A 15150-nucleotide genomic window follows, 5' to 3' on the forward strand; every position below is an offset into this window, starting at 1 on the left:
TGCTCGGGACAGGCCCGAGCATGACGGGGGACGTGTTTGTTCCAGCTTCCAAAGCTCCGACAGCAATCTCTTTGGGGGCCGCTGCCGAACGGCCCGAAGAGGAGATGTGTGCCCTCAGTTCAGCGCCACCGCGATTTCCGCCGCAAGCTGCGCATTGTTGCGCACCAGCGCGATATTGGTTTCCAGGCTGCGGCCATCCGTCAGGCGGAAGATGTCGCCAAGCAGGTAGGGGGTGACTTCCTTGCCGGTGATGTCGTCGCGTTCGGCGTGGGAGATGGCGCGGTTGATGTAGATTTCCATCTCTTCACGCGGGATTTCGTCTTCCTCCGGCACGGGATTGGCCACCAGCATACCGCCATCGATACCCAGCTGTTCGCGGGTTGTCTGGAAATTGGCGATTGCCGCCGGGCTGTTGAGCGAGAGCGGGCTCGGCAGGCCGGAGGAGCGCGACCAGAAAGCCGGGAATTCTTCCGAGCCGAAAGTGACGACCGGTACGCCATTGGTTTCAAGAACCTCGAGCGTCTTCGGAATATCGAGAATGGCCTTGGCGCCGGCGCAGACGACGATCACGCCGGTCTTCGCAAGCTCGGTCAGATCGGCGGAGATGTCGAAGGTCTCTTCCGCGCCCTTGTGTACGCCGCCAATGCCGCCGGTGGCGAAAACGCGGATGCCGGCGCGGGCGGCGGCGATCATGGTGGCGGCCACCGTGGTAGCACCCGTGCGGCGCTCGGCGATCGCGAAGGCGATGTCGGCGCGCGAGACCTTCATGGCGTCGGTGGTCTGGGCCAGCGCCTCGAGCTGGTCCTTCTCAAGGCCGATATGCAGGGTGCCGTGAATGACCGCGATGGTGGCCGGAACCGCACCCTGATCGCGGATGATCTGTTCGACGCTTTCCGCCATCTCGATATTGCCGGGGTAAGGCATGCCGTGGGTGATGATGGTCGATTCAAGCGCCACGATCGGCGCACCGCGCTGCTTGGCGGCGGCGACTTCCTGAGAATAGACGATGGGCAGGAGCGGGGAGATAGGGCGGGTCATTTCATCTGTTCCAGTTTTTAAAAGCGGGTTCATGCCAGCATTTCAGCCCGGGGAACAAGCCCCAACATGGCTCCGACACTGTCTTTTGATAGTTCGTGGGAGGTGGCGAAGGGCGATTGCACGGTAATGGCTGCCGCCGCCGCGCCTTGCCTCAACGCTTCCGCAATCGTCTTTCCCTCGGCAATGGCGGCGAGATAACCCGACGCCATGGCGTCGCCCGCACCGGTCACGTCCTTCACCTCGCGGATGAGGGGCGGATGGAGGATCGCCGTCTCCGTCCTGCTGAAGGCCACCACTTCGCTCGCGCCGCGGGTGACGACGCCGCCGGCAAGCCCGGCCTTGCGCAGGATGTCGGGCCAGTCGCGGACATTGGCCGTCGTTTCGCCGGTCAGCGCGCGGGCTTCCGCCTCGTTCATGAAGAGGATGTCGATATCGCCGAGCGCCGCTTTCAGCTTCACCGCCTTGGCGGGGGATATGGCGATGGCCGCCAGCGGTTTCTCGCAGGCGCGGGCGACGAGGCCGAGCGCCGTCAGCGTATCTTCCGGCAGATTGGCATCGCAGAGCAGGATATCGCTCGCCGTGATCGCCTCGCGCACGGCGCGTATCTTGAGGCGGCGCGGGGTGAAGAGCTTGTAGAGGTCCATATCGGCCAGCGCGATGACGAGATTGCCGTCACGCTCCAGAATGGCGGTGTAGCTCGGCGTGCGGCGGTCCAGGAAGGTGAAGGGCGTGTCTTCCACGCCCGCCTGCCGTGCGGCCTCCGCCACCGCCTCACCGGTCGCGTCGCCGCCGCGCGGGGCGATGATGCGGACCTGAAAACCGAGGCGGGAAAGATTGCGCGCGGCGTTGAAACCGCCGCCGCCGGCCTCTTCCATCCACGAGCCGGGGTTGCTCGCGCCGGGCGCGGTCTCAGTCTCGATCATACCGCGCCTGTCGATATGCGCGCCGCCCAGAACGAGTATTTTCTTCACGCTTGCGTTTCCCTCTTTGGCGGATGGAAAGACCGGACGATTCGGCCTAAACTGACGTCTTCCTGACCTCGCATCCGGTTTGCGGCCATGGGCCGGGCACGGAAAAACGAAAGCAGAACAAACGACTTATCGCTATTTGTTTTCAATATGCTGGCTCAGCCTTGCGAAATGAGAACAAATAGAGTACATACCGTTTCCATACTGCTTCATTGCCTGTGCGGCTTCAATAACCTAAAGGTGGTTCGGATGGCACAAAATTCTTTGCGTCTCGTAGAGGATAAATCGGTGGATAAAAGCAAGGCACTGGAAGCGGCGCTCTCCCAGATCGAACGGTCGTTCGGCAAGGGATCGATCATGAAGCTCGGTTCCAATGAAAACGTGGTTGAAGTGGAGACCGTTTCGACGGGGTCGCTCAGCCTGGATATCGCGCTCGGCATCGGCGGTCTGCCGAAGGGGCGCATCATTGAAATTTATGGCCCGGAAAGCTCCGGTAAGACGACGCTGGCATTGCAGACCATTGCCGAAGCCCAGAAGAAGGGCGGCATCTGCGCCTTCGTGGACGCCGAACATGCGCTCGATCCGGTCTATGCCCGCAAGCTCGGTGTGGATTTGCAGGGCCTCCTGATCTCGCAGCCCGACACGGGCGAACAGGCACTCGAGATTACCGATACGCTGGTGCGTTCCGGCGCGGTCGACGTTCTGGTCGTCGACTCCGTTGCGGCGCTGACGCCGCGGGCGGAAATCGAAGGCGAAATGGGCGACAGCCTGCCGGGTCTTCAGGCCCGTCTGATGAGCCAGGCGCTGCGCAAGCTGACCGCGTCGATCTCCAAGTCCAAGTGCATGGTGATCTTCATCAACCAGATCCGCATGAAGATCGGCGTCATGTTCGGTTCGCCGGAAACGACGACGGGCGGTAACGCGCTGAAGTTCTATGCGTCCGTTCGTCTCGACATTCGCCGCATCGGCTCCGTCAAGGAGCGCGAAGAGGTTGTCGGCAACCAGACGCGCGTCAAGGTCGTCAAGAACAAGATGGCGCCGCCCTTCAAGCAGGTGGAATTCGACATCATGTATGGCGAAGGCGTTTCCAAGACCGGTGAGCTTGTCGATCTCGGCGTGAAGGCCGGCATCGTCGAGAAGTCTGGTGCATGGTTCTCCTATAACAGCCAGCGTCTGGGGCAGGGGCGTGAAAACGCCAAGATTTTCCTGCGCGACAATCCGGAAACGGCCAATGAGATCGAACTGGCGCTGCGCCAGAATGCCGGCCTGATCGCCGATCGCTTCCTGCAGAATGGCGGCCCGGAAGCCGGTGACAGCGACGGTGACGACGGCTGATCTGGGTGACGCCGCGGGGTGTTTTCCGCCCGGCTGCTGCGCTCGACATGAATTGGCATAACAAAAAGGCCGTGCGATTTGCCTCGCATGGCCCTTTTTGTTTGTCGGCGCGCCTTCGCGGGCCTCCATGGCTGGACAGGGCCGGGTGCGGACGATAAAAGCCAGTGATTTTGCAATATAGCCATCCTTCGGGGTGGAAGTGATGGACTCCAGCTGTGAGCGGTGTGTGGGCATGAGCGGTGTGAATGAAATTCGGTCGACCTTTCTCGACTACTTCAAGAAGAACGGACACGAGATCGTGCCCTCCAGCCCGCTGGTGCCGCGCAACGATCCGACACTGATGTTCACCAATGCCGGCATGGTGCAGTTCAAGAACGTCTTCACCGGTCTTGAAAGCCGTCCCTATTCCACGGCCGCTTCGGCGCAGAAATGCGTGCGCGCCGGCGGCAAGCATAACGACCTCGACAATGTCGGTTATACCGCCCGTCACCACACCTTCTTCGAAATGCTCGGCAATTTCTCCTTCGGCGATTATTTCAAGGAAGAGGCGATCACCCATGCCTGGAACCTGATTACCAAGGAATTCGGCATCGACCGCAATCGTCTGCTGGTCACCGTCTACCACACCGACGACGAGGCCTTTAACCTCTGGAAGAAGATCGCCGGTTTCTCTGACGACCGCATCATCCGCATTCCGACCAGCGACAATTTCTGGGCGATGGGCGATACCGGCCCCTGCGGTCCCTGTTCGGAAATCTTCTACGATCATGGAGATCATATCTGGGGCGGCCCGCCCGGCTCGCCGGAAGAAGATGGCGACCGTTTCATCGAAATCTGGAACCTCGTCTTCATGCAATATGAGCAGCTGACGAAGGAAGAGCGCATCGACCTGCCGCGTCCGTCAATCGACACCGGCATGGGTCTTGAGCGTATTTCGGCGCTGCTGCAGGGCAAGCATGACAATTACGACACCGATCTCTTCCGCGCGCTGATTGCCGCTTCCGTGGAAGCGACCGGCGTTCCGGCCGAAGGCGAAAAGCGCGCCAGCCACCGCGTCATCGCCGACCATCTGCGTTCGTCCGCCTTCCTGATTGCCGATGGCGTTCTGCCGTCCAATGAGGGCCGTGGTTATGTCCTGCGCCGCATCATGCGCCGCGCCATGCGCCATGCCGAACTTCTCGGCGCGCGCGAGCCGCTGATCTACAAGCTGCTGCCGGCGCTGGTGCAGCAGATGGGCCGCGCCTATCCGGAACTGGTCCGTGCCGAGGCGCTGATTTCCGAGACGCTGAAGCTTGAGGAAACCCGTTTCCGCAAGACGCTGGAACGCGGCCTGTCGCTGCTTTCCGATGCCACCTCGACGCTGCACAAGGGCGACATGCTGGATGGCGAAACCGCCTTCAAGCTCTACGATACCTATGGTTTCCCGCTGGACCTGACGCAGGATGCGCTGCGCGCCCGCGAAATCGGCGTCGATATTTCCGGCTTCACCGATGCGATGGAGCGCCAGAAGGCGGAAGCCCGCTCGCACTGGGCCGGTTCCGGCGACAAGGCGACCGAGACCGTCTGGTTCGAGCTCAAGGAAAAGCTCGGTGCGAGCGAATTCCTCGGTTACGACACCGAAACCGCCGAAGGCGTCATCCAGGCGATCGTCAAGGACGGCAAGTCGGTGGATAGCGCTGCCGATGGCGAAACGGTGCAGGTCGTCGTCAACCAGACGCCGTTTTATGGCGAGTCCGGCGGCCAGATGGGCGATACCGGCGTGATTTCCGGCGACAATGGCGCCTTTGCCGTTTCCGATACCCAGAAGAAGGGCGAAGGCCTCTTCGTGCATTTGGGCACGGTTTCCAAGGGCGGTCTGAAAGTTGGCGATGCCGTTCAGCTGACGGTCGATCATGACCGCCGCTCGCGCCTGCGCGCCAACCATTCCGCCACCCACCTGCTGCACGAGGCGCTGCGCGAAGTGCTCGGCACACACGTTGCCCAGAAGGGTTCGCTGGTTGCGCCCGAGCGCCTGCGTTTCGACGTTTCGCATCCGAAGCCGATGTCGGCCGAGGAGCTGAAGGTTGTTGAAGAAATGGCGAACGAAATCGTTCTGCAGAACTCGCCGGTCGTGACCCGCCTGATGAGCGTCGACGACGCCATTGCCGAGGGCGCCATGGCGCTGTTCGGTGAAAAATACGGCGACGAAGTTCGCGTTGTCTCCATGGGCACCGGCCTGCATGGCGCAAAAGCCAATCGTCCCTATTCCGTCGAGCTTTGCGGCGGCACGCATGTGGCGGCCACCGGCCAGATCGGCCTCATCCGCATTCTCGGCGAAAGCGCCGTCGGTGCGGGCGTGCGCCGTCTCGAAGCCGTGACCGGGCAGGGCGCGCTTGCCTATCTGGCCGAACAGGATGAGCGGGTTAAGGCGCTTGCTTCTTCGCTGAAGGTGCAGCCGGGCGATGTGCTGTCGCGTGTCGAAGGTCTGCTCGATGAGCGCAAGAAGCTTGAGCGCGAGCTTGCCGATGCCCGCCGGAAGCTTGCCATGGGCGGCGGTTCGGCGGATGCCGGCGCAAGCGACGTCAAGCAGGTTGCCGGCGTCAACTTCCTGGCAAAATCCATGTCCGGCATCGATGCCAAGGACCTCAAGGGACTTGCCGATGAGGCCAAGGCCAATCTCGGCTCGGGCGTCGTGCTGCTGATCGCCGTTTCCGAAGACGGCAAGGCAAGTGCTGTCGCTGCCGTGACCGAAGACCTGACGTCGCGTTTCAGCGCCGTCGATATCGTCCGCACCGCTTCCGCAGCACTCGGCGGCAAGGGCGGCGGCGGTCGCCCTGATATGGCGCAGGCCGGCGGCCCGGATGGTGCCAGGGCGCAGGATGCCATCGAAGCGGTGGCGGCGGCGCTGGCTGCCTGATCGGCGTGAATTGAGGGCGGGGTAAAACCCGCCCTTTTGATTCCGGTTCAAGCCCCGGACGCAGAACAGCGTGTCCGTGCAGGCCTTGCGTTCTTCAGCCCGTCGCCTGCAAATCCTTTGCCGCCTCATCGTCAAGCTGGGCAGCCCGCTTGAAGGCCGGGCGGTCGGTGAGGTGCGCCATGTATTCCAGAAAGGCCGGGCGTTTTTCGATGGTGCCGAAATGCAGGCCCCAACCGATATGGGCGCCGACATAGACGTCCGCGGCCGTAAAGAGATCACCGGCAATGAAGCGGTTTTCGCTAACGGCCCGTTCAAGCGTGTTCATCACATCCGCATAGCTGCCGCAGCCGGCCATGCGCAGTTTTTCCTTCGGCACTTCAAAACCCATCGCCTTCATGCTCGCCGCCATTTCCAGCGGGCCTGCGGCAAAGAACATCCAGCGGTAATAGAGTCCGCGCGATTTCGGCGTGGGCGCAAGGTTCGCGCCGGGAAAGGCATCGGCCAGATAGGTGCAGATCGCCGCCGCCTCGGTGACGATCGTGTCACCGTGTTTGATGGCGGGCACCTTCGCCATCGGATTTATCAGCCGGTAAGCGGGCGACTTCATCGAGGTTTCGAAGCCCAGTATTTCCGTTTTATATGGAACGCCCACTTCTTCCAGCATCCACCGCGCGATGCGTCCGCGCGACATGGGGTTGGTGTAAAAGATCAGTTCACTCATGCTTTCTTGCCTCCCCAAGCAAAATCGTCGAAGCACTGCGCAAAAACCCAGGGCTTCCGGCCTGCGTTTCACATTTTTAAAGACCGCGACATCCCCAGCGTTCTTTCCAAGATCGCGTGGATGCTATGATGAACGTTTGACTGTGTCGGGCGAGTTATGTGCAAGTAGATGCGGTTTAATCTTGGTCTTATTGTTCTGCCGGCCCTGGACACGCAGAATCAAATTCTGCGCCTAGTGCAACGGCTAATCAAGATACCGTGAACAAAAACAAACCGGCAGGGTGGCAGACTTTTTTTCTTGACTCAACCACTCGACACTTAACGATATTTGTTCGCTATCTGGTTGTCGATTTCGTTTCTATTGAACAGGTAGTTCGTCTATACCGTGCACATAAAAAACCCGGCGCTGAGGCCGGGTTTTGACGTCGTTGAGAAGACTGGCTTAAGCCGCCATCGCCTTCTTGAGGTTTTCGTCGATCTTGTCGAGGAAGGCGGTGGTGGAGAGCCACGGCTGGTCCGGTCCGATGAGGAGCGCCAGATCCTTGGTCATGAAGCCGCTTTCGACGGTGTCGACGCAGACGGTTTCGAGCGTCGTCGCGAACTTCGCCAGTTCGGCATTGTCGTCCAGCTTGGCGCGGTGGGCAAGGCCACGGGTCCAGGCGAAGATCGAGGCGATCGAGTTGGTCGAGGTTTCCTGACCCTTCTGGTGCTGGCGGTAATGGCGCGTCACCGTGCCGTGTGCGGCTTCGGCTTCGACCGTGCGGCCATCTGGAGACAGGAGAACCGAGGTCATCAGGCCGAGCGAGCCGAAGCCCTGAGCAACCGTGTCGGACTGCACGTCGCCGTCATAGTTCTTGCAGGCCCAGATGTAGCCGCCGGACCACTTCAGCGCGGAAGCGACCATGTCGTCGATCAGGCGGTGCTCATAGGTGATGCCGATTTCGTCGAACTGCTTCTTGAATTCGGTCTGGTAGACTTCTTCGAAGATATCCTTGAAGCGGCCGTCATAGGCCTTGAGGATGGTGTTCTTCGTGGAGAGGTAAACCGGCCACTTGCGCATCAGGCCATAGTTCATGGAGGCGCGGGCGAATTCGCGGATGGATTCGTCGAGGTTGTACATGGCAAGCGCCACGCCGGCGCTCGGGGCGTCGAAGACGTCCTTTTCGATGACCTGGCCGTCTTCACCGACGAACTTGATGGTCAGCTTGCCCTTGCCGGGGAACTTGAAATCGGTTGCCTTGTACTGGTCGCCGAAAGCGTGGCGGCCGACAACGATCGGCTTGGTCCAGCCGGGAACGAGGCGCGGAACGTTCTTGCAGATGATCGGCTCGCGGAAGATGACGCCGCCCAGAATGTTGCGGATGGTGCCGTTCGGGCTCTTCCACATCTGCTTCAGGCCGAATTCCTCGACGCGCTGCTCATCCGGGGTGATGGTGGCGCACTTGATGCCGACGCCGTGCTTCTTGATGGCATGCGCCGCATCAACCGTGACCTGGTCATTGGTGGCGTCGCGGTTTTCAACCGAGAGGTCGTAATATTCGATGTCGAGATCGAGGTATGGCAGGATCAGCTTGTCCTTGATGAGCTGCCAGATGATACGGGTCATTTCGTCGCCGTCGAGATCGACGACCGGATTGGCTACCTTGATCTTTGCCATGAATTCCTCACCTTCGAAGCTGTGGCGCCGGATGGCGCCGGTATCCGGAAAAATATCCGGTGCGGCTATAGCATCGCGCGCGCCTGAGGCAAAGCCATGGGGGGCGCTTTTTTGGCGCAGCGCAATAACGCTTTGCGCATTGCCAAACCATAATGCCGGAATACAGTCAGGCGAATCGCTTCGCCCGCCTGTCGGGCCTATCCCGGGATCACATCATGCGGAATATTCTGCTTCTGACTGCCGCCGTCCTCTTTTCGCATAGCGCGCTCGCCGCCGGGCCTGCCGATCCCGTCCAGAAGGTGATGGATATCACCGTCAAGAACTGGTCGGGCGAGGCGGAAAACTGGAAATACGTTTTCGACGAGGACATGCTGACCAGCCTGTTCAGCAAGGATTTCGTCGCGCAATATCGCGAAGCCTCCAAGAAGCCGGCGTATGAGGCCGAAAGCGGCGAGACCGGCGATCCCTTCGGTTACGATGTCGTGACGAACTCGCAGGATGGCTGCCCGCTGGCCGATGTTTCCGTGACGCCGGGCGCGGTGAAGGACGGCGTGACGGACGTGACCGCAAAGTTCAAGCTCTGGGCCTGCATGGACGAGGCGGAAATGAAGGCGACGGTTGACGAAGTGCATTTCGACGTCGTCGAGGAAGACGGCCGCCCGGTCATCAGCGATATTCACCGGGTCGGCGATGAGGGCAGGGATTCGCTGCGCGAAGAAATGGCGACGATCATCAAGGGAGAGCAATAAGGGGCGTCTTGCCAGCGGGGTGGAGCCAGGCTTTCTCCGCGCCGGCTTTGATTTTGGCGCCGATCTGTGCCAGTGAAGCGCGCTTTAGCGCGTCGGGCTGAAAATCGATGCGACGCTTCAACACACGGACAAAAGACGATGGCAGGCACAAACAGCGATCTCGAACTTGTGGCGGAAGGCCCGGCGATCATTCTCGTCGAACCGCAGCTCGGCGAAAATATCGGCATGGTGGCGCGGGCCATGGCCAATTTCGGCCTGGCCGAATTGCGTCTGGTCAATCCGCGTGACGGCTGGCCGAGCGAGAAGGCGCGCGCCGCAGCCTCCAAGGCCGATCACGTCATTGACGCCACGAAGGTATTCGAGACGCTGGAAGAGGCGATCAAGGACCTGAACTTCGTCTATGCCACGACCGCGCGCGAGCGTTACGGTTTCAAGCCGGTGCGTGCGCCCGTCGCCGCCGCCGATACGCTCAGGGCAAAATTCAAGGCTGGCGAAAAGACCGGTATCCTCTTCGGCCGCGAGCGCTGGGGGCTGACCAATGAGGAAGTGGCGCTGGCCGACGAGATCGTGACATTTCCGGTCAATCCCGCTTTTGCCTCGCTCAATATCGCGCAGGCCGTGCTTCTGATGTCCTATGAATGGATGAAATCCGGCATGGACGATCTGGGAGAGACGCTTTTCCAGTCCGTCGAGCAGCGTCCTTCGACCAAGGAACAGGTTTTCGGCCTGTTCGAACATATCGAGGAAGCGCTGGATGCGCGGGGTTATTTTCATCCCGCTGAAAAAAAGCCGAAAATGGTCGACAATCTGCGCGCCGTGCTGTCGCGACGCGGTTTTTCCGAGCAGGAAATCAGCGTTTTCCGTGGCGTGATCAATTCGCTCGACCGCTTTCCACGGCAGTGGCCGAAGCAGGCGGGAAGGGCAGCGGGGCCGTCGGCCGGGGGAGCAGGGGAGAATGCTGAAGACGAGTGAGGCGGCGGCGGCCGATGTGCTGAAACCGGTGCTGGTGTTCGATTCCGGGATTGGCGGGCTGACCGTGCTGCGCGAGGCGCGCGTGTTGATGCCCGAGCGCGGCTTCATCTATGTTGCCGACGATGCGGGTTTTCCCTATGGCGGCTGGGAGGAGGAAGCGCTGAAGGCGCGCATTCTCTCGCTCTTCGACAAGCTGCTGGACGACTATAGCCCGGAAGTCTGCATCATCGCCTGCAACACCGCCTTCACGCTCGCTGGCGCAGATCTTCGCGCCCGCTTTCCGCAGATGACTTTCGTTGGCACTGTGCCCGCCATCAAGCCGGCGGCGGAGCGCACCCGTTCGGGCCTCGTTTCCGTGCTGGCGACACCGGGCACCGTCAAGCGCGCCTATACGCGCGATCTCATCCAGTCTTTCGCCAGCCAATGTCATGTCCGCCTCGTCGGCTCTGAAAACCTGGCGCGCATGGCGGAAAGCTGGATCAGGGGCGAGCCGGTTTCGGATGAGGCGGTGCTTGCCGAAATCGAACCGTGCTTCATCGACAGCGAGGGAAAACGCACGGATATCGTCGTTCTTGCCTGCACCCATTACCCCTTCATGGCCAATCTGTTTCGCAGGCTGGCGCCATGGCCGGTGGATTGGCTCGACCCCGCCGAGGCGATTGCGCGGCGCGCGCGCCACCTCGTGCCGCTGCCGCAGGATGCGGAGCATCCGGATGGTTTCGATTTTGCCGTCTTCACCTCCGGCAAGCCGGATTTCGCCACCCGGCGGCTGATGCAGGGTTTCGGTCTCAGCGTTTCGGCGGCCTGAGCGCCTGTTGTATTTTTGCATCTGCTTTATCCGTCTTTTGCAATTCGAGATTGCGACCACTTGTCGCGCCGGATTTCTTGTGTAAGATGCATCTTGTCTGTAACCGCTATAAATGGAGGCGTGGAATGACCAATGACATCAATATGCGCCTTAACGGCATGTCAGGCCTTTCCGGCATGATGTCCTGCGGCTACGTGACCCGAGGCATCTCCCTCCGATAAGGCTTAAGGCCTGATTTCCCTGCCGTTTGGCATTTTCACTTCGTTCGACATGTGATCGTGCGTCCGCGTGGCCCTTGCTGCTGCGTCCGCGCTTCCGGCATGTCGTTTTCCATCGATAAAGGACCTGGCCGCTTTGCCGCGCCGGGATGGATTTCCCATGCAGAAAAATCAACCATTGGTAGCATATGCGCTGCCGGATGCGGTCGATCGCTTGTTCGTCACATTCGGTGTCTGGAAAACCCTGAAAGCGGTTCTCGTTGCCGCAGTGGTGCCGCGCGCACCGCCGACCGATCCTGCCGATCTGCCAGAGCGCCTTCTGGTCGATATCGGCCTTGACCCTTCGCGGGTGAAGCGGCGGCGGGATTGGGAGGTTCCTTACTGGGCACCCCGGTTTTGATTGGCAAAGGCCTCTCCGGCCAAGAAATGTCGGGGAGGCATCGTTGTCGAGTTACGACCTCTGACAAACCACGAAACGCAGGCGGCCGCGGCGCGATCTGCGAAAAATCCGGCTTGATGCGGAGCGTTTTCCGTGGCTTGCTCGAGACTAGGGACAAAGGAGATTCACCATGCCGCTGGAGAACTGGCTGGCCTTCGTGGCCGCATCCGCCATCATGCTTGCCATTCCAGGACCAACGATCCTGCTGGTGATTTCTTATGCGCTGGGCCATGGCCGCAAGGCCAGCACGGCGACGGTGACGGGCGTGGCGCTTGGTGATTTCACCGCAATGACGGCTTCCATGCTCGGTCTCGGCGCGCTGCTTGCCACATCGGCGGCGCTTTTCACCGGGCTTAAATGGATCGGTGCGGCTTACCTCATCTATCTCGGCATAAAGCTGTGGCGTTCGCCGGTCAGCGGTGAGGGTCGGCAAGGGACGGGCGTGACCGGCCGCGAAAGGCCGCTCAAAATCTTCCTGCATGCCTATATTGTCACCGCGCTGAACCCGAAGAGCATCGTGTTCTTCGTGGCCTTCCTGCCGCAGTTTCTGGTGCCGACGTTGCCCTTCTGGCCGCAGGTGCTGATTTTTGAAGTCACGTTCCTCGTGCTTGCCACGGTGAATGCGGCGCTTTATGGACTTCTGGCAAGTGCCGCCCGCAATACGATCCGCAAACCGACGGTTCAGCGCATCGTCAACCGCACGGGCGGCGGTCTCCTGATCGGCGCCGGTCTCATAGCCTTTGGCTGGAAGAGGGCGGTCGCGCCGTAAGCAGCTCTCGATCGCCTGAAATTCGGACACAACAAAATGGCATTGCCGCATATACTTCTCGCCCTGATCACCGTGTTTTTGTGGGGCTTCAACTTCGTCGTGATCAAGGTGGGCGTCGCCGATATGCCGCCATTGTTTCTGACCGGGGTGCGTTATCTTTTTGCGGCCGTGCCGCTGGTGTTCTTCCTGCCGAAACCGAATGTGCCGTGGCGGCATATGATCGTTTACGGCATGGCGATGGGCTTCGTGCAGTTCGGTCTGCTTTACCCGGCCATCAAGCTCGGCCTGCCGGCGGGGCTTGCTTCGCTTGTCATGCAGTCGCAGGCCTTCTTCACGCTGGCGCTTGCCGCGGTGCTTCTTGGCGAACGGCCGTTGCCCTCACAGATCCTCGGCGCGATCATCGCTTTTGGCGGGCTCGCGGTCATCGGCGTGGAGCGCATGACGGCGGCAGCGTTGATACCGCTGCTGATGGGGGTCGGCTCGGCCATTGCCTGGGCCTGCGGCAACATCGTCAACCGCCGCATCGGCCAGGTGAACGCGGTTTCCTTTGTGGCGTGGACGAGCCTTGTGCCGGTTCTGCCGTTGATCCTGCTTTCGCTGGTGGTGGAAGGACCTGAGGCGATTGCGGAAGGCCTGCGCAATGCGACGCCGACGATGGCTTTTGTGGTGATCTACATGGCCTATGGTGCAACCATTGTCGGTGCGGGTATCTGGAGTTACCTGCTTCTGCGGTATCCGGCCGGAACGGTTGCGCCGTTTTCGCTACTGGTGCCTGTTGTCGGTTTCATCAGCGCCTATCTCGCTTTTGCGGAGCATATCACCGTCTTCGAAGTGGTCGGTGCAGCATTGGTCATCATCGGGCTGATGCTGAACGTGTTCGGCAGACGGCTTTCGTTTTTGCGAGTCTCGTCCGGGGCCGCATAGATGCGGCGCAATTGCCTGTGCATTACCGGCATGGGGCAGACGCAACCGGCGATTTTTTGGTAAAGAGCATGTTCGGCCGCCGCCAGGGGAATCGGCCGGATGACATGCAGCACGAGGAATGGAACATTGCAGGTCGGTATCGACATGGGAACCCTCTCGGGCGGGCAGCAGGCCAAGCTCGATATCGAGGAATTGCTTGCGACGCGTTTGCTGGTGCAGGGCAATTCCGGTTCCGGCAAGTCGCATCTTCTGCGCCGGCTGCTCGAGCAATCGGCGCAATGGGTGCAGCAGGTCATCATCGATCCCGAGGGTGATTTCGTCACGCTTTCCGACAGGTTCGGCCATGTGGTGGTGGATGGCGAGCGTACCGAGGCGGAACTTGCCGGCATTGCCAACCGCATTCGCCAGCACCGCGTTTCCTGCGTGCTGACGCTGGAGGGCCTCGATATCGAACAGCAGATGCGGGCCGCCGCCGCCTTCCTCAACGGCATGTTCGATGCGGATCGTGAATTCTGGTATCCGGTGCTTGTCGTGGTGGACGAGGCGCAGATGTTTGCGCCCTCCGTCGGCGGCGAGGTGACGGAAGATGCCCGCAAGGCGTCGCTGGGCGCCATGACCAATCTGATGTGCCGTGGCCGTAAGCGCGGTCTTGCCGGCGTCATCGCCACGCAGCGTCTTGCCAAGCTCGCCAAGAATGTCGCGGCGGAAGCCTCCAACTTCCTGATGGGCCGCACCTTCCTCGATATCGACATGGCGCGCGCGGCCGATCTGCTCGGCATGGACCGGCGGCAGGCGGAAATGTTCCGCGATCTGCAGCGCGGCAATTTCGTGGCGCTTGGCCCGGCGCTGTCGCGCCGGCCGCTACCCATCGTCATTGGCCCGGTGGAAACCTCGGCGCGTTCCTCCTCGCCGAAGCTGATGCCGCTGCCGGATGCGCCTCAGGATGTGGAAGACCTGATTTTCACGCCGGATCCGGAAGAGTTTACCCGGCCTGCCGTGCGCCGCACACCGCCAGCACCACGCCCGACCACGGATATTCTGGCAGAGCTCTCCCGTTCCACACCCGCCGCCGTCGGCCCTACACCGGAGCAGTCGCCGCGTGCAGGTCAGCCGGAATTGACGCCGGAAGAGCGCGAGGAAAAGATCGGTGCGGTTCTCGTTGAAATTCTCGACGATCCGCAATCAGCCTATCGCACGGATGCCGTGCTTTATCAGGATTTTCTGGTGCGCGTCCGTATGCGCCGCATTCCCGGCACGCCGATGACGCTGGCGGAATTCCGCCGGCAGGTGGCGATTGCCCGCTCCGGTGTGGATGCGGCGATGGCGGCGAGCGAAGGCTGGGAAAAGGCGCTGGAACTGTCGACGTCGGTTTCAGATGACCTGCAGGGCGTTTTCCTGCTGCTGGTCAAGGCAGCGCTGGGTGAAGAACCCTGCCCATCGGACGCCCGCATCGCCCGGGCCTATGGCACCCATTCCGCGCGCCGCGCGCGGCGATTGCTCGGTTACTTCGAAGAGAAGGAGCTTGTGGTGGTGCATGCCGATTTCTCCGGCAAGCGCATCGTGGCGTTTCCCGATCTCGATGCAAAAACCGCACCCGGCGATGCGGATGCGGCTGAGGATGATACGCGGCTTGCGGCGGAGTGAGGTTGCGGCAGGT

13 protein-coding genes are annotated in these 15150 nt (G+C 61.1%); 9 read left to right on the top strand and 4 right to left on the bottom strand.

What is annotated here, in order from left to right; all coding sequences use genetic code 11:
* Nucleotides 1-114 precede the first annotated feature (114 nt).
* Both ACQZ5K_RS09555 and ACQZ5K_RS09560 read right to left on the bottom strand, forming a co-directional pair.
* Nucleotides 115-1038, bottom strand: coding sequence for a pseudouridine-5'-phosphate glycosidase (locus ACQZ5K_RS09555; protein ID WP_065655925.1), 924 nt, complete (start codon nucleotides 1036-1038; stop codon nucleotides 115-117).
* Nucleotides 1039-1067: 29 nt separating this feature from the next.
* Nucleotides 1068-2009: a carbohydrate kinase family protein gene (locus ACQZ5K_RS09560; RefSeq protein ID WP_448740218.1), complete on the bottom strand. Its 942-nt coding sequence runs from the start codon at nucleotides 2007-2009 to the stop codon at nucleotides 1068-1070.
* A 246-nt stretch (nucleotides 2010-2255) separates the two neighbouring features.
* Between ACQZ5K_RS09560 and recA the strand changes: the two genes are divergently transcribed.
* A complete protein-coding gene (gene recA / locus ACQZ5K_RS09565; RefSeq protein ID WP_003525161.1) occupies nucleotides 2256-3341 on the top strand; it encodes a recombinase RecA in 1086 nt (361 codons plus the stop codon).
* 232 nt (nucleotides 3342-3573) lie between these two features.
* On the top strand, nucleotides 3574-6237 hold the full coding sequence (alaS, locus tag ACQZ5K_RS09570) for an alanine--tRNA ligase (RefSeq protein ID WP_448740219.1): 2664 nt from the start codon (nucleotides 3574-3576) through the stop codon (nucleotides 6235-6237).
* Between the two features lie 94 nt (nucleotides 6238-6331).
* Here alaS and ACQZ5K_RS09575 read toward each other — a convergent pair whose 3' ends face one another.
* Nucleotides 6332-6958, bottom strand: a complete 627-nt coding sequence (locus ACQZ5K_RS09575; protein ID WP_448740220.1) for a glutathione S-transferase family protein — start codon at nucleotides 6956-6958, stop codon at nucleotides 6332-6334.
* Nucleotides 6959-7399: 441 nt separating this feature from the next.
* On the bottom strand, nucleotides 7400-8614 hold the full coding sequence (locus ACQZ5K_RS09580; RefSeq protein WP_448740221.1) for an NADP-dependent isocitrate dehydrogenase: 1215 nt from the start codon (nucleotides 8612-8614) through the stop codon (nucleotides 7400-7402).
* A gap of 215 nt (nucleotides 8615-8829) precedes the next feature.
* Between ACQZ5K_RS09580 and ACQZ5K_RS09585 the strand changes: the two genes are divergently transcribed.
* The 7 genes from ACQZ5K_RS09585 (at nucleotide 8830) to ACQZ5K_RS09615 (ending at nucleotide 15137) form a co-directional block, all read left to right on the top strand.
* On the top strand, nucleotides 8830-9363 hold the full coding sequence (locus ACQZ5K_RS09585) for a hypothetical protein (protein ID WP_003520412.1): 534 nt from the start codon (nucleotides 8830-8832) through the stop codon (nucleotides 9361-9363).
* Between the two features lie 138 nt (nucleotides 9364-9501).
* Complete coding sequence (locus ACQZ5K_RS09590) at nucleotides 9502-10335, top strand: RNA methyltransferase (protein WP_448740222.1); 834 nt, start codon at nucleotides 9502-9504, stop codon at nucleotides 10333-10335.
* Nucleotides 10319-11143: a glutamate racemase gene (gene murI, locus ACQZ5K_RS09595; protein WP_304981342.1), complete on the top strand. Its 825-nt coding sequence runs from the start codon at nucleotides 10319-10321 to the stop codon at nucleotides 11141-11143. Before ACQZ5K_RS09590 ends, murI begins: the two co-directional genes overlap by 17 nt.
* A gap of 378 nt (nucleotides 11144-11521) precedes the next feature.
* Nucleotides 11522-11761: a hypothetical protein gene (locus ACQZ5K_RS09600; protein WP_196378686.1), complete on the top strand. Its 240-nt coding sequence runs from the start codon at nucleotides 11522-11524 to the stop codon at nucleotides 11759-11761.
* A 169-nt stretch (nucleotides 11762-11930) separates the two neighbouring features.
* Entirely contained in the window at nucleotides 11931-12569 is a 639-nt protein-coding gene (locus tag ACQZ5K_RS09605; RefSeq protein ID WP_448740223.1) for a LysE family translocator, read from the top strand.
* A gap of 36 nt (nucleotides 12570-12605) precedes the next feature.
* Nucleotides 12606-13493, top strand: coding sequence for an EamA family transporter (locus tag ACQZ5K_RS09610; RefSeq protein ID WP_448740224.1), 888 nt, complete (start codon nucleotides 12606-12608; stop codon nucleotides 13491-13493).
* A gap of 126 nt (nucleotides 13494-13619) precedes the next feature.
* Nucleotides 13620-15137, top strand: a complete 1518-nt coding sequence (locus ACQZ5K_RS09615) for a helicase HerA domain-containing protein (protein WP_448740275.1) — start codon at nucleotides 13620-13622, stop codon at nucleotides 15135-15137.
* Nucleotides 15138-15150: the final 13 nt, after the last annotated feature.

This window comes from Agrobacterium sp. 22-226-1, assembly GCF_053522345.1.

Coding starts and splice junctions, on each gene's coding strand:
- murI (WP_304981342.1), top strand. CDS start 10,319: ATGCTGAAGACGAGTGAGGCGGCGGCGGCCGATGTGCTGAAACCGGTG.
- ACQZ5K_RS09575 (WP_448740220.1), bottom strand. CDS start 6,958: ATGAGTGAACTGATCTTTTACACCAACCCCATGTCGCGCGGACGCATC.
- ACQZ5K_RS09555 (WP_065655925.1), bottom strand. CDS start 1,038: ATGACCCGCCCTATCTCCCCGCTCCTGCCCATCGTCTATTCTCAGGAA.
- ACQZ5K_RS09590 (WP_448740222.1), top strand. CDS start 9,502: ATGGCAGGCACAAACAGCGATCTCGAACTTGTGGCGGAAGGCCCGGCG.
- ACQZ5K_RS09605 (WP_448740223.1), top strand. CDS start 11,931: ATGCCGCTGGAGAACTGGCTGGCCTTCGTGGCCGCATCCGCCATCATG.
- ACQZ5K_RS09600 (WP_196378686.1), top strand. CDS start 11,522: ATGCAGAAAAATCAACCATTGGTAGCATATGCGCTGCCGGATGCGGTC.
- alaS (WP_448740219.1), top strand. CDS start 3,574: ATGAGCGGTGTGAATGAAATTCGGTCGACCTTTCTCGACTACTTCAAG.
- ACQZ5K_RS09585 (WP_003520412.1), top strand. CDS start 8,830: ATGCGGAATATTCTGCTTCTGACTGCCGCCGTCCTCTTTTCGCATAGC.
- ACQZ5K_RS09610 (WP_448740224.1), top strand. CDS start 12,606: ATGGCATTGCCGCATATACTTCTCGCCCTGATCACCGTGTTTTTGTGG.
- ACQZ5K_RS09580 (WP_448740221.1), bottom strand. CDS start 8,614: ATGGCAAAGATCAAGGTAGCCAATCCGGTCGTCGATCTCGACGGCGAC.
- recA (WP_003525161.1), top strand. CDS start 2,256: ATGGCACAAAATTCTTTGCGTCTCGTAGAGGATAAATCGGTGGATAAA.